We start from the raw sequence: 23394 nt of genomic DNA on the forward strand, positions 1-23394 counted from the left end.
CCACCCGATCCCATCCCGAACTCGGAAGTGAAACGCAGCTGCGCCGATGGTAGTGTGGCTCAAGCCATGCGAGAGTAGGTCATCGCCAGGGTTTACACCCAAAACCCCGCTGCTCACGCAGCGGGGTTTTTCTTTGTGCGCCCGAAATGCCGGTGCCGGCCGCTGGCCGGCAACCCGATGGCATTACATCGCCCGGCAGATCCACGCCATGCGTGGATGCTCCCTGCGAGGAGCCACGGCGCCAACCAAGGTTGGCCGCTACCCACAGAAAGCGCGTACAGCAATCGATTGCCGGCCAGCGGCCGGCAACTTTGTGCGCGGTAAACACCGGGTAGTGCCGGCCGCTGGCCGGCAACCCGACGGTGTTACATCGCCCGGTAGATCCACGCCATCCGTGGATCCCCCTGCGAGGAACAGCGGTGCCAACCAAGGTTGGCCGCTACCAACAGCAGGCCCACACAGCAATCGGTTGCCGGCCAGCGGCCGGCACTACCAGGGGCAGGTCACGCATAAAAAGACGGCGCCCTGCGGGCGCCGTCCTGATCAGGATCGAATGGAAGGCCCGGGTCAGGCGGCCTGGGAGACCTCGAGCGGTTCCTGCTGGCGGAATACCGAGACTGCTTCGGTCAATGTGCCGGCCTGGTTCTGCAGCTCGCGTGCGGCAGCGGTGGCTTCTTCCACCAGAGCCGCATTGTGCTGCGTGGCCTGATCCATCTGCACCACGGTCTGGTTGATCTGCTCGATACCGATCGACTGCTCCTGCGACGCCGCGGATATCTCGCGCATCAGGTGGCTGACATCCTCCACGCCGCCGACGATTCCCTGCATGCGCTGGCCGGCATCGGCCACCAGCTGGGCACCTTCGCCCACCTGCCGGCCCGCTTCGTCGATCAGCTTCTTGATCTCCTGTGCGGCCGCCGCCGAACGCTGTGCCAGCACGCGCACCTCGCTGGCCACCACGGCAAAGCCTCGGCCCTGCTCGCCGGCGCGTGCCGCCTCCACCGCTGCGTTCAACGCCAGGATATTGGTCTGGAAGGCGATGCCGTCGATGACGCCGGTGATGTCGCCGATCCGCTTCGAGGCACCTTCGATGGCCTGCATGGTATCGACCACCCGCTGCATGGCCGTGTTGCCGTCACTGGCAGCGCTCTGCGTGGAGGCGGCCAACGCACTGGCCTCACGCGCATGGGCGGCGTTCTGGCGCACGGTGGCGGTCAGTTCCTCCATCGATGCTGCGGTCTCCTGCAGGTGCGCGGCCTGGCGCTCGCTGCGCTCGGACAACGCGCCGTTGCCAGCGGCAATCTCGCTGGCGGCGGTACTGATCGACGCGGCACATTCCTGGATGCGACCGACCATGCGTGCCAACTGCCCGGCCGTGGCGTTGGCATCGCGCTGGATGGCAGCGAAGGCGCCGTGATACTCGCCGTGCATGCGCCGATCCAGATCGCCGTTGGCCAGTGCCGAGAGCATCTGCCGCACCTCGTTGACGGTGCTGCCGAGCGTATCGAGCAGCTGGTTGATGCCACCGGTCAGGCCATCGAGGAAGCTGGCGCCTTCAGTGGCCTGCAGGCGCTGGTCGAGGTCACCGGCCGCTGCCGCTGCGACGATGCCGGCCACGGCATTCTCCAGCGCGAGCTCATGGGTGCGGTCATGCCATTCCACGGCGAAGCCCAGGCGCACGCCCTGCGCGTCGAACACCGGTGTGACCACCTGCGCGAAGTGCACCGGGCCGATCTGCACCTTGCCGTTGTGGGCTACCTGCAGGCCGTTGAGGATCGCGCGGATGCGGTCCGGGTTGGCGTGGAAACGATGGATGCTGCTGCCGACCAGGCGCTCGGCGTCGAAATCGGGGAAGGCCTGTCGCAACGTCGCCTGCTGGTTGCGCAGCAGTGCCACCACCGAGCGGTTCACGTAGCGGATCACATGGTCGTTGTCGGCGATCATCATCGCGGTGCGCGAGGCATCGAGGGCCTGGCGGATCTGCGCGTTCTCGGCATGTGACGCGGCTTCGCGCCCACGCTGGGCCTGCACGTGGCGTGCAGTGTCGGCCAGGGCATGGGCCAGTGAACCCGGCGCATAGGCGCCGGTATCGGCATGCGCGCCAAGATCGGCACCGGTGGCGATATCGCGTGCGAGCGCGGCAAGCCGACGCGGGCCGTGGCCGAGGGCCTCGGTCTGCTGCCGAAGGCGCAGTGCGACCTGGCCGAGGAACAGGGTCAGGCCCGCGAGCATGCCGGCCTGCAGCAGCGTCGGCCACAGCGCGGCACCGCCCTGTAGCGGTGCCAGCAGGGCGAGGGTACCGACGCCACCGGCCAGCCACACCGGAAGGCGATCGCGATGGCCCAGCAGCACGCCCAGCAGCAGGGCAATCGGCAATGCCGGTGACAGGCTGATGATCGCGCACAACACAGCCAGCTGCAGCGACAACAGCAACGCCAGACCGTTGCGGGCGACGGCCCGGCCCGCCTGGGCCCCGCCCAACCACGCGGCTGGCAGCACGGCGACGGCCGCCAACGCGGCAGCCTGCACCTGCGGGCCGCGCAGGGCCAGCGCCAGGCCAGCCAAGGCCAGTACCGCGCTGCCGATCAGCAGGCGGCGGTCAGCGCGGTGCGCGAGCTGCTGCAGGTGCGGCAGGCGGGCGGTATCGGGGGGACGGGAGGATGCAACGGACATCGGCGACTCCTGGATCAGCAGACGACAACGGCCACGCCGCGGCGCACGCAGGAGTGCGTGACCAGGGCGCGAGCCGGGAATTCGGGGAATGCGACGCGATCAGCGACGCGGAGACGGGACACCGCGGCCACATCCTGTGGGTGACGGTGCAATGGAGCAGGCATGCGGACTTCCTTGCAGAACCAGACACACGCCGCAGGCCCGACCGGACCTGCGTGCTGCGGACGCAGGGGCCCGCAACTGATGTATCGGCCGCAGACGCGCAGAGTGAAGCGCGCGGATACCTTTGCTCAGCCCGCGTTGTCGTTGCTGAAGAAGCGCAGGATCACGCCTGCGATCTGTTTTGGATCTTCCATGTGCAGGTGATGGTTGCCGGGAAACACCGCCAACCGCCCATCGCGCAGGTGCTGCAGGCGATCGCTGCGCATCGGCTCGGGGTAGTAGGACTGCGCTGGCGTGGCATAGATCACCTGCGTCGGGCAGGCGATGGCCTGCAGCAGGTTGTCGATCTGGCCTTCGCTGAGACGGATCGCAGTGGGCAGCATCAGGCGCGGATCGCTGCACCAGCGGTAGCCACCCTCGACCGGTTCCACGCCGCGCTCGACCAGCAGCCGTGCACAGTGCTCGCTGAGCTGGTTGGTCATCATCCGTGCGCGGATCGGCGCGGCGAGGTCGGGGAACACGCGCAGCTGCTTGCGTGCCAGCGCCCGCGTCGCGTTCACGTGTTCGCGCAGGCGATGCGCGGTGTCCTCTTCGGGGCCACGCAGGCCACCGAGTGCTTCGATCGCCACCAGGCGCTCGACGCGGTCACTGACCGAGGCGGTGAGGCTGGCGATGCCGGCGCCCATCGAATGGCCGAGCAGGTTGAAGCGGTCCCAGCCCAGTGCATCGGCGACGTCGAGCACGTGGCAGATCGCGGCGGCCGTGGTGTAGCTGGCACCGGCCGGCAGATGTGCACTGTGGCCATGACCGGGCAGGTCGATGGCAACCAGCTGCAGCGACGACAGGTGCGGCGCCAGCGGCACGAAGCTGGCCGCGTTGTCGAGCCAGCCGTGCAGGGCCAGCACGCGCGGGCCATCGCCGTGGTTGCGCAGGCCGGCGACGCGCGCGCCACCGACCTCCAGTTCAAACGGTTGCAGACTCATGCCAGCGAGGCCACGGCCAGCCGCGCAAGCGCGCGTGCGTGCTCCGGTTCGGCGTTGAGGCAGGGGATGTAGCGCATCGTCGCGCCGCGCTCGGCCAGTGTTTCGGTGAAGCCCATGGCGACCTCTTCCAGCGTCTCCAGGCAATCGGTGGCGAAGCCGGGGCACACCACGTCGATCTGCTTCACGCCGGATTCGGCCAGCGCCCACAGGCTGGGCTCGGCATATGGCTGCAGCCAGCGCTCGCGGCCGAAACGCGACTGGTAACCCATCTGCCACTCGTCCCTGCCCAGTTCCAGCGCCTTGGCGATGGCCTGTGCGCTGGCCTCGCAGCGCTGCGGATACGGATCGCCGGCATCGGCCAGGCGCTGCGGGATGCCATGGAAGGAGAACATCAGTGTCTGGCCGCGACCGTGCTGTTCCCAGTAGCGGCGGATCGAGCCGGCCACGGCCTCGACCCAGCCCGGATCGACCGAATAGTCGCGCACCAGGCTGACGGTCACGCCAGGATTGCGGCGCCGCCAGGCATCGACGCGGTCTTCAACCGAGGCAGTGGTGGTGGTGGAGTACTGCGGATACAGCGGCAGCACCACGATGCGGCGCGCACCGTCGGCTGCCAGGCGGTCGAGCTCGCTGGCCAGCGCCGGTTCGCCGTAACGCATCGCATGGCGCACTGTCAGGGTCGGCAACAGGGCCTGCATGGCCTGCGCCAGCTGGCGCGTATGCACCATCAGCGGTGAGCCGTCGGGCAGCCAGACCTGGGCGTACTTGGCCGCCGAACGACTGCTGCGCAGGGGCAGGATCAGTCCGCGCAGCAGCGGCTGCCACAGCAGTGGCGGGATCGCGACCACGCGGCGGTCGGACAGGAATTCAGCCAGGTAACGGCGTACGGCGGGGGCCGTCGGCGTCTCGGGCGTGCCTAGGTTGACCGCCAGCACGGCGGTATCGGGTGCGTCGAGCATGGGCGGTATTGTCGCCGATCCGGTGTCGCGCCGGGATGCAGGGTTCGGATTGCAGGCATAGCGCGCATCAATGTGAGCAGGGAACGCTCATTGGGGATTCATGACAACGCTACTAATTTCAGTCACTTGCTATATCTTCCTATGGACTGACTTCTGGAGCCTGCCATGCGTCGCCCGATCCAAGCCCTGCTGATCGCCGCCAGCCTGCTGTCCAGCCAGGCCATGGCCGGGCCGCAGGAAGACCAGCGTGCGCGCAATGCCGTGCGCGTGCTGGCTGAAATCCAGGAAATCCCTGAACAGGGCATTCCGGATAAATTGCTGGACGAAGGCCGCGCGGTCATCGTGATTCCCGACACGATCAAGGCCGGTCTGGTCATTGGCGGCCGTCGTGGCCACGGCCTGATGTCGGTGCGCATGCCCAACGGCGCCTGGTCCAACCCGGTGTTCGTGAAGCTCACCGGCGGCAGCATCGGCTTCCAGGCCGGCGTGCAGTCCTCCGATGTGGTGCTGGTGTTCCGCAACGACCGCAGCTTGGACAACCTGGTCAACGGCAAGTTCACGCTGGGTGCCGACGCTGGCGTCGCCGCCGGTCCGGTGGGCCGCAACGCCGCCGCGGCCACCGACGGCCAGCTGAAGGCCGAGATCTGGTCCTGGTCGCGCGCCCGCGGCCTGTTTGCCGGCGTCGCGCTGGATGGCGCGGTGCTGCAGATCGACGATGCCGCCAATCTGGACGCCTACGGCAGCAACACCACGCCGCGGATGATCTTCGAAGGCCGCGCCGCCGGTTCGCCGTCGATGGATGTGGTCGCCTTCCGCGATCGCCTGGAAGAGGCCACCTACGCGGCGCGCAACAACCGCAGCGGCAACGGCGGCAGCGCGCCGCGCCCGGCTGCCGCCCCGGCAGCTGCCCCGGCGCCTGTTCAGGCAGCACCGGCTGCGCCGGCTGAGGCCACCACCGCGCCGCTGCAGAACGTGCCGCAGACCCCGCCGCCGCAGCAGCAGGGCTTCCAGCCGGTGAATGACGGCGAGATCCGTACGGAAACGCTGGGCGGAAACTGACTTTCGTCACGCGCGCCGGCTGACAGCCGGTGCGCTATGCTCGACAGCCTGATCACTAACGTAACGAGCGTCTTTATGGGCAGTTTCAGCATCTGGCATTGGTTGGTCGTGCTGGCCATCGTCCTGCTGGTGTTCGGCACCAAGCGCCTGACCAGCGGCGCCAAGGACCTCGGTTCGGCGGTCAAGGAATTCAAGAAGGGCATGCGCGACGAGGACAAGCCGAACGCGCAGCTGGGCGATGAGTCGCGCAGCCAGGACGCGTCGCGCACCGCGCAGGACGAGCACGACCGTAACGCTCGCTGATCCGGAGCGGTTGCGGTGTTCGATATCGGCTTCAGCGAACTGCTGGTGATTGCAGTGGTCGCCCTGGTGGTGCTCGGTCCCGAGCGCCTGCCCAAGGCGGCCCGCTTCGCCGGCCTGTGGGTGCGTCGCGCCCGCAATCAATGGGATTCGGTGAAACAGGAACTGGAGCGCGAACTGCAGGCCGAGGACATCAAGCGGCAGATGCAGGACGTGCGCCAGGGCATGCAGGACGCCGAGAACCAGCTGCGCGCCAGCGGTGAAGCGATCCGTCGCGAAGCCCAGCAGGCGCAGCAGCAGGGCGATGACCTGGTGCAGCAAGTCCGTGCACCGGCGCCCGCGGATCTGCCGCCGCACATGAGCGCCGCGCCCGATGCCGTTGAACCAGCGCAGGACGGTGGTGCCGCCGAGCCGGTTTCGGCCGCGCCCGCTGAAGCTGGTACGCCGCCGCCGGCGCAGAGCCCGGAGCGCCAGCCATGAGTGAACAGGATTTCGGCGAGAGCTCGCTGGTAGAACACCTGGTGGAACTGCGCGGCCGGCTGGTGCGCGCATTGCTGGGCCTGGGCGTGGTGCTGCTGGCGCTGCTGCCGTTCACCCAGAAGCTCTACAACGCGCTGGCCGAACCGCTGGTTTCGCAGCTGCCGAACGGGCAGACGATGATCGCCACCAACCCGGCCGGTGCCTTCTTCGCACCGCTGAAGCTGACCTTCTTCGTCGCGTTGTTCGTGGCGGTACCGTGGCTGCTGTACCAGCTGTGGGCGTTCGTCGCGCCCGGTCTGTATGCACGCGAGAAGCGCCTGGCGGTGCCGCTGCTGGTGTCATCGGTGCTGCTGTTCTACATCGGTTGCGCCTTTGCGTATTTCCTGGTGCTGCCGGCGGTGTTCCACTTCCTCACCACCTTCAGCCCGGACGTGATCGCAATCACACCGGATGCGAATGCCTATCTGGACTTCGTGCTGGCGATCTTCTTCGCCTTTGGTGGCAGTTTCGAACTGCCGGTGGCGATGGTGATCCTGGTGTTGCTGGGCTGGGTGACGCCGCAGCAGTTCAAGGAAGGCCGCGGCTACGCGATCGTCGGCATCTTCGTGCTGGCGGCGGTGCTGACCCCGCCGGACGTGGTGTCGCAGCTGATGCTGGCGATTCCGATGTGTCTGCTGTACGAGCTGGGCATCCACGCCGCACGCTGGCTGGTGCCGTCGTCGGTAGTGAAGAAGCCCGCCGCCTGAAAGACAAAAAGGGGACGGAGGGGATTAAGTCGTTAAAGGCAAAAACGACTTAATCCCCTCCGTCCCCTTTTCTATCCACGCATGGCGTGGACCTACCTGCGTTCTGGTCAGGCGTGGAACACGTCGCTGGAGGTCGGCGTGGTCGGGATCGGCGGCGCCGCGCGGCTGCCGCGGTGCACGAACATCTGCTTCCACGCGGCGTAGACCGCGCCGACATACAGTGGCATCAGCACCGTGGTCAGTACCAGCTGGGCGATGAAGGCGGCGGCCAGCGGGCCGCCGATCAGCATCGCGATCTGGATCACGATCACGAACAGGATGTACATGCAGAACGCGGCGATCAGGCCGAGCGCGGCGAACACGATCATCGCACCGATGTTCTCGATGCAGCCCTGCAGGCTCAGGCGCAACGCGTGCATGCCGCTCTGCTTGTCGAACACCACCAGCGCCGGCTGGGTGAACATCGCCAGCGACAGCGCGACCGCACTCAGGAACACCAGCAGCATCCACAGCGCGATGCGCTTGGCCGGCAGGTTAGCAACCAGCGCGGCGGCATCGTCCGGCTTGATCTGCTGGCCACTGCGGCTGATCTCTTCCATCTTGGTCATGACCTCGCTGAAGGCGGTGAAGCCCTCGCGGCCGATCATCAGGAACAGCAGCGCGCCCAGCAGCAGCACCGCCAGCACCTGGATCGCCAGCGGCACCAGCAGGTGGCTGACGCGGTGGTCGCGGATCGGCTGCAGCAGGTGCGAGGCCAGGCCCGGGCGGCCTTCATCGATCTCGCCCACGGCATACAGCATGCCGCCGAACATGATCGGCGAAATGGCCAGCGTCATAAGCTGCACGGCCATGCCGGCAGCGCCGGGAATCAGCGTCGACAACAGCGTGACCACCCAGCTCACCAGCAGCCAGGTCAGGCCGATCCGGGCCAGCTGCAGCGGCGCACGCCGGTACAGCGAGAACGTATCCAGCAACCACTGGGCGCCCGCCGAAGCCGGCAGCTTGCGAATCTCTTTCATGGACATCCGGGAAGGACAGGAGGGGGCCGGGCGGCTGCCCGTGCCGCCGATTATCCCTGTTTTGCCGCCGGCTGGGCTGAAGACAGCCGCGCCTGGCGGACGAAGCGGCGCAACAGCTGGCGGGCCAGCGGCGCGGCACTGACCGCGCGCTCGATGCTGCGGGCGCAGCCGCCATGGCGGCCGATGCAGTCGGCGCGGGCACGCACGTAGCCACGCATGTGGTGGGTGGCGAACTCCGGATGGAACTGCACGCCCCAGGCCTGGCGGCCCCAGCGGAAGGCATGGCAGCCATCCAGCGGTGAACGGGCCAGCACCTCGGCACCATCGGGCGCGCGCAGCACGGTCTGCAGATGGGTGGCATGGGCGGCAAAGTGCTGCGGCAGGCCCTGGAACAGCGGGTCCTGCGCCGCCTGCGGCTGCAGTTCCAGTTCGATCGTGCCGGACTCGCGGCCGGCCGGGTTGTAGGCCACTTCGCCACCCAGCGCATGTGCCAGCAGCTGATGGCCGTAGCAGATGCCGAACACCGGCAGGTCGTCGTGGGCGGTCTGGCGCAGCCACGCGGCGCTGCGCTCGCTCCAGTCGGCATGGTCGGTGACGAAGGCGGCCGAGCCGGTCACCAGCACGCCGGCGAAGGCATGAGGGTCGGGCAGAGCGCCACCGTGCTCGACATCGACCACCACCGTCTCGTGTTCTTCCAGCCCGGCGGCGACGCGGATCCAGTGCGGAAAGCGCCCGTAGCGGCGCAATGACGGCACCGGTCGGCCGGTTTCAAGGATCAGGAACGGGGCTGGGTTCATCCGGGGGCGGCAGCACTGACAGGACTTCCTCGATTGTAGTCAGCCCCTGCGCCACCTTTTCAAGCCCGGCCTGGCGCAGGGTTCGCAGCCCTTCAGCCCGCGCGGCACGGGTGAAACCGGCCAGGTCCATGTCGGCGCGGATCTGCCCGCGCAGCCGCGAACCCAATGGCAGCAACTCATACAGCCCGATGCGGCCGAGGAATCCGGTGCGCCGGCATTCCAGGCAACCGACCGGCCGACAGGGCGTGGCGGCATCTGGATATGCAGCATGGCTATCAGCCAGCACCGCCCAATCGGCCGCGCCGAGGCTGTGCGGCTGCTTGCAGTGCGGGCACAGCGTGCGCACCAGGCGCTGGGCGAGGATGCCGTTGAGGGTGCTGGCCAGCAGGTAATGCGGCACGCCCAGGTCGAGCAGGCGGGTGACCGCCGAGGGCGCGTCGTTGGTATGCAGGGTAGACAGCACCAGGTGGCCGGTCAGCGAGGCCTGCACCGCCATCTGTGCGGTCTCCAGGTCGCGGATTTCGCCGATCATGATGATGTCCGGGTCCTGCCGCAGCAGGGTGCGCACGCCGCTGGCGAAGTCCAGGTCGATGTTGGCCTGCACCTGCATCTGGTTGAACTCGGGCGCGATCATCTCGATCGGGTCCTCCACCGTGCACACGTTCACGTCCGGCGTGGCCAGCCGCTTCAGCGTGGAATACAGGGTGGTGGTCTTGCCCGAGCCGGTCGGGCCGGTGACCAGCACGATGCCGTGCGGGCGCTCGACCAGCGCATTCCAGCCGGCGGCCTCATGCGGGCTGAAACCGAGCTGGTCGATGCTCTTGAACGCGGCATCCGGGTCGAAGATGCGCATTACGCACTTCTCGCCGAAGGCGGTGGGCATGGTCGACAGGCGCATCTCGACCTCGCGGCCACCCGGCGAGCGGGTCTTGATGCGGCCATCCTGCGGGCGCCGGCGCTCGGCCAGGTCCATGCGGCCCAGCACCTTGATGCGGCTGACCACGGCGGTCATCACCGCCGGCGGTACTTCGAACACCTTGTGCAGCACGCCGTCGATGCGGAAGCGCATGCGTCCCATCTCGCGGCGCGGCTCCAGGTGGATGTCCGAGGCGCGCTGCTCATAGGCGTACTGCAGCAGCCAGTCGACGATGTGCACGATGTGCTGGTCGTCGGCATTGACGTCGCCGGTGCGGCCCAGCTCCACCAGCTGCTCGAAGCTGGGCAGGGTGGTGCTGGCCTCGCCGCGCACATCGCCACGGGCGCCGCGCACCGAGCGGGTCACCCCGTAGAACTCCATGGTGTAGCGGTGCAGGTCCAGCGGGTTGACCACCGCCAGCTCGATGCGGCGGCGGGTCAGGTGCTGCAGGTCACGACGCCATTCCTGCACCAGCGGCTCGCTGGTGGCTACCAGCACGCGCTCGGCATCCACCGCCAGTGGCAGGAAGCGATGGCGGCGGGCGTAGGCATGCGACACCAGCGCGGTCACCGCAGCGACGTCCACCCGGGTCGGGTCGATGCGCAGGTAACGGCTGCCGGTGCGCTGCGCCAGCCACTCGGTCAGGCGTTCCAGGGTCAGTTCGCCGCCGCCGGTGGCGGCCAGCTTGAGGTTGGACAGCAGTACCAGCGGATGCACTTCACTGGCGTTGCGCGCGCCCTGTGCGGAAAACCGCATGCGCTCGCGGTCCTGCTCGGCCACCAGGCCATCGGCGGTCAGGGCCGCGGCAATCTGCTCGAAATGCAGCCGTCCCCAGGGCAGCGGGACGCCGTCCGCCTCGCCGGGCGTGCCTGCCGGCAGCCGATGTTCCATCTGCCTGCTCCTCCCGGGTACGGAATGCCCCGCAGGTCGGCCGTTATACTAGCGCACCCCCTTGCCGGCCAAGACTCGTACGCATGTCCGCGACCCCGACCGTTCCGATCACCTTCCAGGGCCTGATCCAGACCCTGAACCAGTTCTGGGCCCAGCAGGGCTGCGTGCTCATCCAGCCGCTCGACCTGGAGGTGGGCGCCGGTACCTTCCACCCGGCCACCTTCCTGCGTGCGATCGGTCCGGAAGGCTGGAATGCGGCCTACGTGCAGCCGTCGCGGCGCCCGACCGATGGCCGTTACGGTGAGAACCCGAACCGCCTGCAGCGCTACTACCAGTACCAGGTGGCGATGAAGCCGGCGCCGGACAACATCCAGCAGCTGTACCTGGATTCGCTGAAGGCACTGGGCATCGATCCGCTGGTGCACGACCTGCGCTTCGTCGAGGACAACTGGGAATCGCCGACGCTGGGCGCGTGGGGCCTGGGCTGGGAAGTCTGGCTCAACGGCATGGAAGTGACCCAGTTCACCTACTTCCAGCAGGCCGGTGGCCTGGAATGCCGCCCGGTGCTGGGCGAGATCACCTACGGTCTCGAACGCCTGTGCATGTACCTGCAGAACTGCGACAACGTCTACGACCTGGTCTGGACCTACGGCCCGGACGGCCAGCCGGTGACCTACGGTGACGTCTACCACCAGAACGAGGTGGAGCAGAGCACCTACAACTTCGAATACGCCGACGTGGAAGAAATGTTCCACCGTTTCGACGCCTGCGAGCGTGAGGCGCAGAAGCTGGTGGAAGTGAACCTGCCGCTGCCGGCCTACGAGCAGGTGATGAAGGCCAGCCACACCTTCAACCTGCTGGATGCGCGCCGTGCGATCAGCGTGACCGAGCGCCAGCGCTACATCCTGCGCGTGCGCGCGCTGGCCCAGGCGGTGGCCAGGGCGTACTACGAGCAGCGCGAGAAGCTGGGCTTCCCGGGCGCGAAGAAGGCCTGACGGTCCTCCCGCACCGACCCGCTTTTCATCAACTACCCGGGGCGCCGGACGCGTTGCGCGCTGCGCCCCCACCACAGGATCGAACCGATGAGCCAACTGTCCCCCCTGCTGATCGAACTGGGCACCGAGGAACTGCCGGTCAAGGCGCTGCCGGGCCTGGCCCAGGCGTTCTTCGACGGTGTCGTCGAAGGCCTGCGCAAGCGCGGCGTCGCGCTGGAACTGGACGATGCGCGCCCGCTGTCGACCCCGCGCCGACTGGCCGTGCTGCTGCCGGGCGTCGGCCTGGAACAGCCGGAGCAGCACAGCGAAGTGCTGGGCCCGTACCTGAACATCGCGCTGGACGCCGAAGGCCAGCCGACCAAGGCGTTGCAGGGCTTCGCCGCCAAGGCCGGGATCGACTGGACCGCGCTGGAGAAGACCACCGACAACAAGGGTGAGCGCTTCGTGCACCGCGCGGTGACCCCGGGCGCGAGCACCGCCAGCCTGCTGCCGGAGATCCTGCGCGAGGCGATCGCGGCGATGCCGATTCCCAAGCCGATGCGCTGGGGCGACCACGCCTGGGGCTTCGCGCGCCCGGTGCACTGGCTGGTGCTGCTGCACGGCGCCAACGTGGTCGAGGCCGAACTGTTCGGCCTGCAGGCCGGCCGCGTCAGCCGTGGCCATCGCTTCCACCATGACCAGGCGGTGTCGCTGGCGCAGCCGCAGGACTACGTTGAAGCGCTGCGCGCCGCGTTCGTGCTGGTCGACCCGAGCGAGCGCCGCGCGCGCATCGTCGCCGAGGTCGAGGCCGCTGCGGCCAAGGCCGGTGGCAGCGCCCGCATCACCGACGACAACCTGGAGCAGGTGGTGAACCTGGTCGAATGGCCGTCGGCGGTGCTGTGCAGCTTCGAGCCCGCGTTCCTGGCGGTGCCGCAGGAAGCGCTGATCGAGACGATGGAGATCAACCAGAAGTTCTTCCCGGTGCTGGATGCCGCAGGCACGCTGACCGAGAAGTTCATCGGCATCGCCAACATCGAATCGAAGAACGTGGCCGAAGTGGCCAAGGGCTACGAGCGGGTGATCCGTCCGCGTTTCGCCGATGCCAAGTTCTTCTTCGACGAGGACCTGAAGCAGGGCCTGGTGTCGATGGGTGAGGGGCTGAAGACGGTGACCTACCAGGCCAAGCTGGGCAGCGTGGCCGACAAGGTGGCGCGCGTGGCTGCATTGGCCGAAGTGATCGCACCCCAGGTTGGCGCCGATGCCGCGCAGGCCAGGCGGGCTGCCGAACTGGCCAAGAACGACCTGCAGTCGCGGATGGTCAACGAGTTCCCGGAGCTGCAGGGCATCGCCGGCCGCCACTACGCCGTGGCCGGTGGCGAATCGGCCGAGGTGGCGCTGGCCATCGACGAGGCCTACCAGCCGCGCTTCGGTGGTGATGACATCGCGCTGTCGCCGCTGGGCAAGGTGCTGGCGATTGCCGAGCGCGTCGACACGCTGGCCGGTGGCTTCGCCGCAGGCCTGAAGCCGACCGGCAACAAGGACCCTTTCGCCCTGCGCCGCAACGCGCTGGGCCTGGCCCGCACGATCATCGAAAGCGGCTTCGAGCTGGACCTGCGCGCGCTGCTGGCCAGCGCCAACGCCGGCCTGGCCGCACGCAACGTGCAGGCCGACGTTGGCGAGCTGTACGACTTTATCCTCGACCGCCTGAAGGGTTACTACGGCGACAAGAACGTGCCAGCCACGCACTTCAATGCGGTGGCCGAACTGAAGCCTGTCTCGCTGTATGACTTCGACCGCCGCCTGGACGCGATCGGCACCTTCGCCGCGCTGCCGGAAGCCGGGGCGCTGGCTGCGGCCAACAAGCGCATCCGCAACATCCTCCGCAAGGCTGAAGGCGACATTCCGGCCCAGATCGACCCGGCGCTGCTGCAGGAAGACGCCGAGCGCGCGCTGGCTGAAGCGGTCACTGCGGCCATCGACGACACCGGCGCCAGCCTGCATCAGAAGGATTACGTGGCGGTGCTGGCGCGCCTGGCCCGCCTGCGTCCGCAGGTCGATGCGTTCTTCGACGGAGTGATGGTCAATGCGGAAGATCCGGCGCTGCGTGGCAACCGCCTGGCGCTGCTGACGATGCTGGGCGAGCGCCTGGGCAAGGTGGCAGCGATCGAGCATCTGTCGAGCTGATGCCCGTATCGGTAGTGCCGGCCGCTGGCCGGCATTGCCACCGCGCATCGCATCGACCTGTGGATTGCCGGCCAGCGGCCGGCACTACCGGAACACTGTCGGCGGATGTCCATCGGGATCATTGCCGGCATCGCGCAGGATGCCGGCATCCTCGCCTGCGATCACGAGGATCGCCCCAAAGGCGCGTATTTTGACCGCCACTTAACAACCGATCCCGAATGACGTGATGCATTTCGCATCGTCACCTTCGGTCGGTATGCTGTGCCGCATGCAGCCAAAGAAATACGCCCTGCCGCTGATGGTCCTGTCGCTGGCCGCCACCTCCGTGGCCCACGCGCGCGGCACCATCGACAAGGTGGACATCAAGGGATTGGACAAGGGCGACGACGCCGCAATCATCGAGAACATCCAGGAATCGCTGTCGCTGTACGACACGATCGGCAAGGAACAGGGCGAATCGCGCCTGGAGTACCTGCTGTCACAGGCCGAGCGGCAGACCCGCCAGGCACTGGAACCCTTCGGGTACTACAACCCGGTGATCAAGGTCGAGGCGCCGCGTGAGGACGAGCATGTGCGGGTGCTGATCCATGTCGACAAGGGCACCCCGGTGACCGTTCGCCGTGAGCACATCGACATCACCGGGCCGGCGATGTATGACCAGTACCTGCAGGATGACCTGGCCGCGTTCAAGCCCCGCAAGGGCCAGCGCTTCGAGCACACGCAGTACGAAGCCAGCAAGATCACCATCACCCGTCGCCTGGCCGAGCGTGGCTACTTCGATGCCGACTACACCCAGCGCCAGGTGCAGATCACCCGCGCCGACAACGCAGCCGACATCGACCTGACCTGGGACAGCGGCCGCCGCTACAACATGGGGCCGGTGCGTTTCGAGCAGGATTACTTCGTCGACAAGCTGTTCGACCCGCTGGTGTACTGGGAACAGGGCAGCTACTTCCACGAGGGCAAGCTGGACCGGCTGCGCGAGTCGCTGACCAAGCTGGACTACTTCAGCGTGATCGACATCCAGCCACGGCCCGACCAGGCCGATGCCAACGGCGAAGTGCCGGTGGATGTGAAGCTGACCCGCGCCAAGCGCACCATCTATACCGCGGGTCTGAGCTATGGCAGCGAGAGTGGCCCGGGTGTGCGCGGCGGCATCGAGCGGCGGTTCCTGAACAACCGCGGGCACAAGATGAACACGCAGCTGGACTATGCGCAGAAGCGCAAGAGCCTGGTGACCAGCTACCGCATCCCCGCCTTCAACTGGCTTGACGGCTGGTACACCTTCGCCGCCAGTGCGTATGACGAGCAGACCGATTACATCGACCTGCGCAACTTCAAGCTGATCGCCAGCCGCAGCGGCGAGATCAACGAGCACTGGACCGCGATCGCCTCGATCAACGCACTGCGCGAGCGTTGGCGCTATGCCTCCGGCACTGAATTCACCGATGCCGTCTACAACACCTCGACGCTGGTGTACCCGCAGATGGTTGCCGACTACGTCAACGTCGACGACGAGATGTTCCCGCGCAAGGGCATCAGCGGTACTGCGACGATGCGCGCCGGTGTGGAGGGCGCGGGTTCGGACACCAGCTTTGTACAGGCCAACGCCGTGCTGCGCTGGTACATCCCGGTGGGTGAAAGCAACCGCCTGATCCTGCGCGGCGAGGGGGGTACCACCTGGACCAGCGATCTGGTGGCGATGCCGCCGAGCCTGCGCTACTTCGCGGGCGGTGACCGCAGCATCCGCGGTTACGCCTACCGCGAAGTCGGCCCGCGCACACCCAAACCCGACAAGTACGCGCTGGGCGCCAAGAACCTGGTGATCGGCTCGGCCGAGTACGAGCACTACTTCAATGGCGGCCCGTGGGGCGCGGCGGTGTTCGTCGATACCGGCAGCGCATTCGACAACACCATTGATCTGCACACCGGCGTCGGCTTCGGCGTGCGCTGGAAATCGCCGGTGGGCCCGGTGCGCGTGGATATCGCGCATGGCCTGAACAACCCGGATTCGCAGTTCCAGCTTTACCTCAACATCGGAGCGGACCTGTGAGCCCGCCCGCACCCACCCCGAACACGCCGCCGCCGCGCGTGCGTTTCTACCGCCGCCGCCGCTTCTGGGCGTGGTCCGGCGTGGGCGTGATCGGCCTGGTGCTGCTGGCGTTGCTGGCGGTGTACTGGCTGCTGCAGACCGTGGCCGGCCGCGATGTGCTGCTGGCACAGGTGGTGGCGCGGCTGCCGGTGGGCGCCAGCTTCACCTGGGACAAGGTGGACGGCCCGGTGGCCGGTCCGCTGACCCTGTACAACGTCGACTTCCGCTACGACGACATCCATTTCCACGCCGAGCGCGCGCACCTGGAGCCGGACCTGCGCCCGCTGCTGGGCCGCAAGCTGCTGCTGGACAAGCTGGAGCTGACCAACGCGACGCTGAACCTGGCCAAGAGTGACGAGCCGTTCAAGCTGCCGTCGTGGCCCGATTCGCTGCCGCAGATCGAAATGCCGCTGGCGATCCAGGCCGATGCCATTGCCATCGACGGCTTCCGCATCAGCCAGGCCAACGAGCCGGTGATCGACATCAGCCGTGTGCGGGGTGGCATCGAGATCGCCAACGGCGAGTTCCAGGCGCACAAACTGGTCGTGGACAGCGACATGGGCAATTTCACCGCCCAGGGCCGCTACATCCCGGCCAAGGACTACGACACCGACGTGACCGTCACCGCAGTGTTGCCGGCCCCGCGTGGGCGTACCGCAGCGACGGTGGGGCTGGTGGCACGCGGTGACCTGGCGCACATGGAAGTGGCCGTAGCCGGGCGCGCGCCGAAGCCGCTGCACGCGATGCTGGTGTTCGATGGCCGCACCGATCCGAGCTGGAGCGCCAGCATCCGCAGCGACGAACTCGATCTGGCGCTGCTGTCGCCGGCACTGGCCAGCTCGGCGATCGCACCACTCGCACTGGACTTCACCGCGGCTGGCAAGGGCGGCAACGCCAACCTGCGTGGCAAGGTGAAGCAGGGTGATCAGGAGCTGGAGCTGGCACCGTCGGTGGTGTCGCTGCAGGACCAGGTGCTGAAGGTGTCGCCCCTGCTGGTGAAAGGGCTTGGCGGTGAGGCACGGCTGGAAGGCACCGCCGACTTCAGCCAGGAAGACCAGCAGAAACTCAATTTCTCGGTGGTCGCCCATGACCTGACCTACGTGCCGGCGCCCGATCCGAACACGGCCGGCAGCGCACCGGTGCCGGTCACCCTGAAGGAAGCGCGCTTCGGCCTGGCCGGTACCTTGAAGGCGTGGGCCGCGATCGGCCGTGCCGATGTCGAACGCGAAAAGCAGAAGGCACAGCTGCAGTTCGACGTACGCGGCAATGACCAGGCCGCGTCGATCCACCAGCTGCAGGCGCAGACGCCGGGTGGGCAGCTGCAGGTGGAAGGCCAGGTGGCGTGGGCACCGCAGCTGGACTGGGATGCCAAGGCCACGCTGAAGGACTTCGACCCCGGCTATTTCGTGCCGGGCTGGAACGGCCGCCTGTCCGGCAACCTGGCCTCCAAGGGCCGCCAGCTGCCGCCGCCGGCAAACGCGCCGCCGGGCACCGCCGGCACGCTGGAAGCCACCGTCGACCTGCCCTCGCTGAAGGGCATCCTGCGCCAGCGCAATCTCGACGCACAGGGCAAGTTCGCGCTGCAGGGCGCGCAGGGCCAGGGCGACCTGAAGCTGTCGCTGGGCAGCAGCCGGGTGACCGCGTCGGGCAAGGTCGGCGACCGCCTCGACATCGACGCGCGTTTCGAACCGCTGCAGCTGAGCGATCTGCTGCCCGGCGCCGATGGCGGCCTGCGTGGACAGGTACAGGTGAAGGGCCCGCGCGATGCGCCGGACATCACTGCCGACCTGGTCGGCAACAACCTCAACTGGGACGGCTACGGCGCCGAGAGCGTGAGCATCAAGGGCCACCTGCCATGGCGCGGCGACAGCGGCACGCTGGCGGTGCAGGGCCAGCAGGTCAACGCCGGCATGCTGCTGGAACGCTTGAACGTGGATGCGCAGGGCAGTGTCTCCAACCTGCGCCTGGCGGCGCAGACCCGCAACGAGATGGGTGCGATCGAGCTGCAGGGCAGCGTCCGCCAACAGGGCGCGCAGTGGCGCGGCGAGCTGGCGTCGCTGCGTATCGCACCGGTGAAGGGCGATGCCTGGTCGTTGCGTGCACCGGCGGCGTTCGCGATCAACGGCAGCACCTACACCCTGTCCGAAGCCTGCCTGGCCGCGGCCAGCAGCGGCGCGCTGTGCGCACAGGCCAACTGGCCGCGTGAGGGCCTGGTGGTGCGCAGTGATGCGCTGCCGCTGGCGCTGGTGCAGCCGTGGCTGCCGCCGCAGTCCGGCCGCCGCATCTACCTGCGTGGCGATGTCAGCCTGGACGCGCAGATCCGCCCGCGCGGCAATGCCTGGGAAGGCCATGTAGAGGTGCGCTCGAAGGAAGGCGGCGTGCGCCTGGGCGAGAACCGCAACACCGTGGGGGATACCACCCGCGGCGAGCTGGTGCGTTATGACCAGTTCTCGCTCAAGCTCGACATGACCCCGGCCAGCATCAAGGGCTACCTGGGCATGGGCTTCCAGGGCAACGGCTTCGTCGATGCCAGGATGCAGACCGGCTGGGAGGCCAGTGCGCCGCTGAACGGCGAGCTCTACCTCAACATGTCGCGGCTGTACTGGCTGGAGCTGTTCTCGCCGGACATCGTGCGCCCGACCGGCCTGATCGAGGGCCACGTCAGCCTGCGCGGTACGCGCGGGCAGCCGTCGCTGGGCGGCGACGCGCAGCTGAGCAACTTCAAGGGCGAATTCCCCGCGCTGGGCCTGACCTTCGACCAGGGCAAGGGCAGCTTCGTGGCCCAGCCCGACGGTTCGGCAAAGATCACCGCGCAGGCCAACTCGGGCCAGGGCACGCTGTACGTGGATGGTGGCCTGTCGTGGTTTGGTGATGCACAGCCGCTGCAGCTGAAGATCCACGGCGAGAACGTGCTGGTGTCCAACACCAGCGAGCTGCGCATCGTCGCCAACCCCAACCTCGACTTCACCCTGGCCAAGGCGGCGATGGAGCTGCGCGGCACCGTGCACGTGCCCGAGGCCGACATCGATCTCGAACGCCTGGATCGTGGCACCTCGGTGTCCGAGGACGTGGTGGTGCTGGACCCGGCCGACCCGGAAGAGTCGCGCACCTCGCCGCTGGACATGGAGCTGACCGTCAGCCTTGGCGACAAGGTCAAGATGACCGGCTTCGGCCTGAAGGGCGCGCTGACCGGCAAGATGCAGGTCTGGGCCAAGCCTGGCCGCGAAATGACCGCCAATGGTGGCCTGGAAGTGAGTGGTCGCTACAAGGCATACGGGCAGGACCTGACCATCACCCGTGGCAACCTCACCTGGAACTACAACGCGGTGTCCGACCCGCGCATCAACATCCGTGCCGAGCGCCGGATCGGTGATGTCACCGCCGGCATCGACGTGACCGGGCGTGCACAGCAGCCGCGCGCGGACGTGTGGTCCGAGCCGGCGATGTCGCAGTCCGAGGCACTGGCCTACCTGGTGCTGGGGCGCAGCCTGACCGGTGCCAGCAGCGACCAGGCCCAGCAGGTCAACGCGGCCTCGGCGGCGCTCTCGGCTGGCAGCGGCCTGCTGGCGTCGCAGCTGGGCGCCAAGCTGGGCCTGGACGATGCCGGCGTGAGCCAGTCGCGCGCGCTGGGCGGCTCGGTGATCGGTGTTGGCAAGTACATCTCGCCCAAGCTGTACGTCGGCTACGGCGTGTCGCTGGTTGGTGCCGGTTCGGTGATCACGCTGAAGTACCTGCTGCGCCGCGGCTTCGACGTGGAAGTGGAGTCGAGCACGGTGGAAAACCGGGGGTCGATCAACTGGCGGCGGGAGAAGTAACCCGCCGCCTTTTCTCCGGTAGCGCCGGACCCTGCCGCGCCCGATTCATGCGAGAGATTCGTGTTGGTCAGTTGTCTTTGGCCAGCTGTAAAGAAGCGCGGCGCTCAAGTTCGTCCAATGATCGCCCGTCAGCCGATTTCCAGTCGTCCCATCCGTTGGATGGTCGTCCAAGCAGACAACCAGAGGCGGCGCTGGGAGATCGGAACTGATGATCCTGAGTGAATCGGATGTTTCGGCCGTCTTCGATGATTACTTTCTCGGCGAGCAGCTGCTCTCGAACCGCTCTGGAAGCGGCGCCGAAGGACGCGACGACCTCCCGACGCCCCACAGATCCTTTGAGGACAACCATTCCTTCGCTGCCGTAAAGTCCCTTCGCTTCCGTATCAGGGCCTTTGCAGAGAAGTTCTGTTGCTTGGCTTCTATCTGCGAGTGGTTTGAATGGTGTGTAGCCCAATGTAGCCAGCAAGACGGAAGCTGTCTCGTGTATCTCTTGGCAATCGGCTTCCAGCGGAGGCGGCGTATGGGGCCGAGATCCTCCATTGACGTTCTCTAGCCGGAAACGTGCGGCTTTCCGTGCCTCCTGAATGGAATGCCATTCCAGATAGCCGACATGGGTACTGGTGAAAGCATTGGTTAGGGAAAGTACGGCAACAGCCCGATTCCAGGAATCACGAGTACCTTGATGCGTGTACAGGCGATCTTTGAGTGCCCCAGTTTGGCCGATGTACATTGAAGGCGAACTTTCGTCATCCTCACTTCCAAACAGGAAGTAAAGTCCCACTTGCGTTGACTCCGGCATTTCCAGAAATCGGGACAGCAACTTTCTAGGAATCTCCACGGCTCGCACTGTTCGCGTGGTGATCTCGGCAATCCGGATGCCAGTTGGATCGCCATGTGGGAGAAAGATCTGGATTGTTTGGGGTCGGGAATTCAAAGAGCACGCCCTGCGTGATTCCGGATTCAATAGCGTATCCGGCGGCGTGCGACGCGAAAAGGCAGTACCCCCAACCATCGGCCGTTGCCCCATCCGGCCCCAGCGGCTATGGTCCCGGGCTGTTCTGTCGTACCGGATTGCCTCATGTCATCACGCAAAGCCCTTCCCACCGCCCTGGCCCTGGGCCTGACCCTCGCCGCCGGTGCCCACGCCGATGAAGGCATGTGGATGCCGACGCAGCTGCCGGAGCTGGCCAAGCCGCTGCAGGCCGCAGGTTTCAAGGGCAATCCGGCCGACCTGGCCAATGTCACCGCGCCGCCGCTGAGCGCCGTGGTGCGCGCCGGTGGTGGTACCGGTTCGTTCGTGTCCGCCGACGGCCTGCTGCTGACCAACCACCACGTGGCGATGGGCGTGATCCAGTACAACAGCTCGCCCGAGCACGACCTGATCACTGGTGGCTTCATCGCCAACGGCCGTGCCGACGAGCGCCCGGCCAACCCGGACTTCCGCGTGCTGGTTACCGTCGGCTTCGACAAGGTGACCGACCAGGTGCTGGCGCAGGCGCGTGGCAAGACCGGCCGTGCCTACTTCGATGCTGTCGATGCGGTCAGCAAGCAGATCGTGGCCGAGTGCGAGAAGGACGGCAGCGTGCGCTGCTCGGTGGCCAACATGTACTACGGCACCGACTTCTACCGGATCGCCCAGCTGGAACTGAGCGACGTGCGCCTGGTGTACGCGCCGCCGCGTGCGATCGGCAACTACGGCGACGAGATCGACAACTTCATGTGGCCGCGCCACACCGGCGACTTCACTCTGCTGCGCGCCTACGTGGGCAAGGACGGCAAGCCGGCCGCCTACAGCAAGGACAACGTGCCCTACCAGGCCCCGGCACACCTGCAGATGTCGGTGGAAGGCCCGAAGGAAGGCGACTACGCGATGCTGGCCGGTTACCCGGGCATCACCTACCGCCATCGTACCGCGGCCGAATTCGCTGGCCAGATCGATACCGTGCTGCCGCGCCGCGTATCGGTGTTCCAGCAGATGATCGACACCATCGAGGCCGCCAGCGCCAAGGATGCACAGGCGCGCACCCGCTACGCCTCGCAGCTGCAGTCGTTGAAGAACAACCGCAAGCGCGCTGCCGGTGAGCTGGAAGGCCTGCTGCGCAGCGACGCCAAGGCCCAGCGTGCCGCCGACGAGACGGCGATGCTCGCTGCCACCGACCGCAAGTACCAGGGCGACATCAAGGCGTTGCTGGCCAACCTGTCGCAGGGCGCGGCGGTGGGCGAGCGCGACCTGCTGCTGGAGCAGATGGCCGCGCAGAGCCAGCTGCTGCGTTCGGCGTTGCTGCTGGAGCGCCTGCGCATCGAATCGGCCAAGCCGGACGCGCAGCGCGAAAGCGGCTACCAGCAGCGCGACCAGGCGATGATCGAAGGCGTGCTCAAGCAGGTCCAGCGCCGTTACGCACCGGAGGTCGAGAAGGCGCTGCTGACCACCCTGCTGACCCGCTACCAGCAGCTGCCGGACGCGCAGCGCGTGGCCGAGTTCGACGCGGCCTTCGGCCGTACCCCGCAGCAGCTGGCCAAGGCGCTGGACACCCTGTATGCGGGCACCCAGCTGGGTGACGAGGCGCAGCGCCTGTCGCGTTTCGCTGCCGCACGCGAAGGCAAGGCGCTGGCCGCCGATCCGCTGATCGCCGTGGCCGGCCCGCTGGTGGCCGCGCAGCTGCGCATCGAGAACGAGAGCAAGACCCGCGAAGGCGAGCAGCTGCGCCTGCGCCCGGCCTACATGCAGGCGCTGTTCGCCTGGCGTGCCAAGCAGGGCCGCGCCGTGTACCCGGATGCCAACCGCACCCTGCGCATCAGCTACGGCAAGGTCGAGGCGCTGCACCCGCGCGATGGCGTGACCTACTCGCCGGTGACCACCGTGGCCGGCATCGTCGAGAAGAACACCAACGCCTATCCGTTCGATGCGCCCAAGCCGCTGCTGGCGGCGATTGCCAAGGGTGACTTCGGCAGCACCGCCGACCCGGCGCTGAAGACCCAGACGGTCAACTTCCTGACCAACCTGGATACCACCGGCGGCAACTCCGGCTCGCCAGTGCTCAACGCCAAGGGTGAACTGATCGGCCTGAACTTCGACAGCAACTGGGAATCGGTCAGCGCCAGCTGGTGGTTCGATCCGCGCTACAAGCGCGCTGTGCACGTGGACATGCGCTACCTGCGCTGGCTGCTGGCCAAGGTCTACCCGGCGCCCGAGCTGCTGAAGGAAATGGGCGTGCCGGCCCAATAAGAAGCCGGCCACGACCAACGGTCGTGGCCCGCACCGCGTAGGCCCCCACCTTGGTGGGGGTGGTTGCTCCCAACGAGCCCGCACCCCCGGCCATGCCTGGCCTACACTGCGGGTTCTT

General features: G+C 67.3%; 16 protein-coding genes and 1 rRNA gene. 10 read left to right on the forward strand and 7 right to left on the reverse strand.

Features of this window, described 5'->3' with window-relative positions:
• A 5S ribosomal RNA gene (rrf, locus tag AC5P8Y_RS17390) occupies nt 1–91 on the forward strand; the annotation flags it as partial.
• A gap of 476 nt (nt 92–567) precedes the next feature.
• On the opposite strand, the gene AC5P8Y_RS17395 is transcribed toward rrf, so the two are convergent.
• The 3 genes from AC5P8Y_RS17395 to hemH form a co-directional block, all read right to left on the reverse strand.
• The gene (locus AC5P8Y_RS17395) at nt 568–2673 is read right to left on the reverse strand and encodes a methyl-accepting chemotaxis protein (RefSeq protein WP_049454206.1); all 2106 of its coding nucleotides are present in this window, start codon (nt 2671–2673) and stop codon (nt 568–570) included.
• A 290-nt stretch (nt 2674–2963) separates the two neighbouring features.
• Nucleotides 2964–3818, reverse strand: coding sequence for an alpha/beta fold hydrolase (locus AC5P8Y_RS17400; RefSeq protein WP_033835365.1), 855 nt, complete (start codon nt 3816–3818; stop codon nt 2964–2966).
• On the reverse strand, nt 3815–4777 hold the full coding sequence (gene hemH / locus AC5P8Y_RS17405) for a ferrochelatase (protein ID WP_111188159.1): 963 nt from the start codon (nt 4775–4777) through the stop codon (nt 3815–3817). Before hemH ends, AC5P8Y_RS17400 begins: the two co-directional genes overlap by 4 nt.
• A gap of 165 nt (nt 4778–4942) precedes the next feature.
• On the opposite strand from hemH, the gene AC5P8Y_RS17410 reads away from it, so the two are divergent.
• From AC5P8Y_RS17410 to tatC, 4 genes are all read left to right on the forward strand, one after another.
• Nucleotides 4943–5836 carry a lipid-binding SYLF domain-containing protein gene (locus AC5P8Y_RS17410; RefSeq protein ID WP_005411678.1) on the forward strand — a complete coding sequence of 298 codons (894 nt, stop codon included), beginning with the start codon at nt 4943–4945 and terminating at the stop codon, nt 5834–5836.
• Nucleotides 5837–5911: 75 nt separating this feature from the next.
• A complete protein-coding gene (gene tatA, locus AC5P8Y_RS17415) occupies nt 5912–6139 on the forward strand; it encodes a Sec-independent protein translocase subunit TatA (protein ID WP_005420453.1) in 228 nt (75 codons plus the stop codon).
• A gap of 15 nt (nt 6140–6154) precedes the next feature.
• Nucleotides 6155–6616, forward strand: a complete 462-nt coding sequence (tatB, locus tag AC5P8Y_RS17420) for a Sec-independent protein translocase protein TatB (protein WP_049403615.1) — start codon at nt 6155–6157, stop codon at nt 6614–6616.
• Complete coding sequence (tatC, locus tag AC5P8Y_RS17425) at nt 6613–7362, forward strand: twin-arginine translocase subunit TatC (RefSeq protein ID WP_049403616.1); 750 nt, start codon at nt 6613–6615, stop codon at nt 7360–7362. The genes tatB and tatC overlap by 4 nt, the downstream gene beginning before the upstream one ends.
• Before the next feature lie 107 nt (nt 7363–7469).
• Here the strand turns inward: tatC and AC5P8Y_RS17430 are convergent, their stop codons facing one another.
• From AC5P8Y_RS17430 to AC5P8Y_RS17440, 3 genes are read right to left on the reverse strand one after another with little or no spacing between them, the layout of a single operon-like run.
• Entirely contained in the window at nt 7470–8381 is a 912-nt protein-coding gene (locus AC5P8Y_RS17430; RefSeq protein WP_005411674.1) for a BPSS1780 family membrane protein, read from the reverse strand.
• A gap of 50 nt (nt 8382–8431) precedes the next feature.
• Nucleotides 8432–9178: a glutamine amidotransferase gene (locus tag AC5P8Y_RS17435; protein ID WP_033835362.1), complete on the reverse strand. Its 747-nt coding sequence runs from the start codon at nt 9176–9178 to the stop codon at nt 8432–8434.
• Complete coding sequence (locus AC5P8Y_RS17440; protein WP_049433018.1) at nt 9150–10985, reverse strand: GspE/PulE family protein; 1836 nt, start codon at nt 10983–10985, stop codon at nt 9150–9152. Before AC5P8Y_RS17440 ends, AC5P8Y_RS17435 begins: the two co-directional genes overlap by 29 nt.
• A gap of 83 nt (nt 10986–11068) precedes the next feature.
• Between AC5P8Y_RS17440 and glyQ the strand changes: the two genes are divergently transcribed.
• From glyQ to AC5P8Y_RS17460, 4 genes are all read left to right on the forward strand, one after another.
• A complete protein-coding gene (glyQ, locus tag AC5P8Y_RS17445) occupies nt 11069–11980 on the forward strand; it encodes a glycine--tRNA ligase subunit alpha (protein WP_033835361.1) in 912 nt (303 codons plus the stop codon).
• Nucleotides 11981–12067: 87 nt separating this feature from the next.
• Nucleotides 12068–14143: a glycine--tRNA ligase subunit beta gene (gene glyS, locus AC5P8Y_RS17450; RefSeq protein ID WP_111188157.1), complete on the forward strand. Its 2076-nt coding sequence runs from the start codon at nt 12068–12070 to the stop codon at nt 14141–14143.
• A 256-nt stretch (nt 14144–14399) separates the two neighbouring features.
• Nucleotides 14400–16196, forward strand: coding sequence for an autotransporter assembly complex protein TamA (locus tag AC5P8Y_RS17455; protein WP_005414924.1), 1797 nt, complete (start codon nt 14400–14402; stop codon nt 16194–16196).
• Nucleotides 16193–20050 (forward strand): translocation/assembly module TamB domain-containing protein, encoded by a 3858-nt coding sequence (locus AC5P8Y_RS17460; protein WP_111188156.1) that lies wholly within the window; start codon nt 16193–16195, stop codon nt 20048–20050. Before AC5P8Y_RS17455 ends, AC5P8Y_RS17460 begins: the two co-directional genes overlap by 4 nt.
• A gap of 67 nt (nt 20051–20117) precedes the next feature.
• Here the strand turns inward: AC5P8Y_RS17460 and AC5P8Y_RS17465 are convergent, their stop codons facing one another.
• On the reverse strand, nt 20118–20984 hold the full coding sequence (locus AC5P8Y_RS17465; RefSeq protein ID WP_104920860.1) for a GIY-YIG nuclease family protein: 867 nt from the start codon (nt 20982–20984) through the stop codon (nt 20118–20120).
• 144 nt (nt 20985–21128) lie between these two features.
• Here AC5P8Y_RS17465 and AC5P8Y_RS17470 point away from each other — a divergent pair, with 144 nt between their 5' ends.
• Nucleotides 21129–23276, forward strand: coding sequence for a S46 family peptidase (locus AC5P8Y_RS17470; protein WP_033835357.1), 2148 nt, complete (start codon nt 21129–21131; stop codon nt 23274–23276).
• Nucleotides 23277–23394 lie beyond the last annotated feature (118 nt).

The sequence above is a fragment of the Stenotrophomonas sp. YJH_SMC_12-1 genome (assembly GCF_059370935.1).

What these genes read in the sequence shown, in the direction of transcription:
- AC5P8Y_RS17410 (WP_005411678.1), top strand. Translation starts at nt 4,943, where the DNA reads ATGCGTCGCCCGATCCAAGCCCTGCTGATCGCCGCCAGCCTGCTGTCC.
- AC5P8Y_RS17455 (WP_005414924.1), top strand. Translation starts at nt 14,400, where the DNA reads ATGCTGTGCCGCATGCAGCCAAAGAAATACGCCCTGCCGCTGATGGTC.
- hemH (WP_111188159.1), bottom strand. Translation starts at nt 4,777, where the DNA reads ATGCTCGACGCACCCGATACCGCCGTGCTGGCGGTCAACCTAGGCACG.
- tatA (WP_005420453.1), top strand. Translation starts at nt 5,912, where the DNA reads ATGGGCAGTTTCAGCATCTGGCATTGGTTGGTCGTGCTGGCCATCGTC.
- glyQ (WP_033835361.1), top strand. Translation starts at nt 11,069, where the DNA reads ATGTCCGCGACCCCGACCGTTCCGATCACCTTCCAGGGCCTGATCCAG.
- AC5P8Y_RS17430 (WP_005411674.1), bottom strand. Translation starts at nt 8,381, where the DNA reads ATGAAAGAGATTCGCAAGCTGCCGGCTTCGGCGGGCGCCCAGTGGTTG.
- AC5P8Y_RS17470 (WP_033835357.1), top strand. Translation starts at nt 21,129, where the DNA reads ATGTCATCACGCAAAGCCCTTCCCACCGCCCTGGCCCTGGGCCTGACC.
- glyS (WP_111188157.1), top strand. Translation starts at nt 12,068, where the DNA reads ATGAGCCAACTGTCCCCCCTGCTGATCGAACTGGGCACCGAGGAACTG.
- AC5P8Y_RS17440 (WP_049433018.1), bottom strand. Translation starts at nt 10,985, where the DNA reads ATGGAACATCGGCTGCCGGCAGGCACGCCCGGCGAGGCGGACGGCGTC.
- AC5P8Y_RS17395 (WP_049454206.1), bottom strand. Translation starts at nt 2,673, where the DNA reads ATGTCCGTTGCATCCTCCCGTCCCCCCGATACCGCCCGCCTGCCGCAC.
- AC5P8Y_RS17400 (WP_033835365.1), bottom strand. Translation starts at nt 3,818, where the DNA reads ATGAGTCTGCAACCGTTTGAACTGGAGGTCGGTGGCGCGCGCGTCGCC.
- AC5P8Y_RS17435 (WP_033835362.1), bottom strand. Translation starts at nt 9,178, where the DNA reads ATGAACCCAGCCCCGTTCCTGATCCTTGAAACCGGCCGACCGGTGCCG.
- tatC (WP_049403616.1), top strand. Translation starts at nt 6,613, where the DNA reads ATGAGTGAACAGGATTTCGGCGAGAGCTCGCTGGTAGAACACCTGGTG.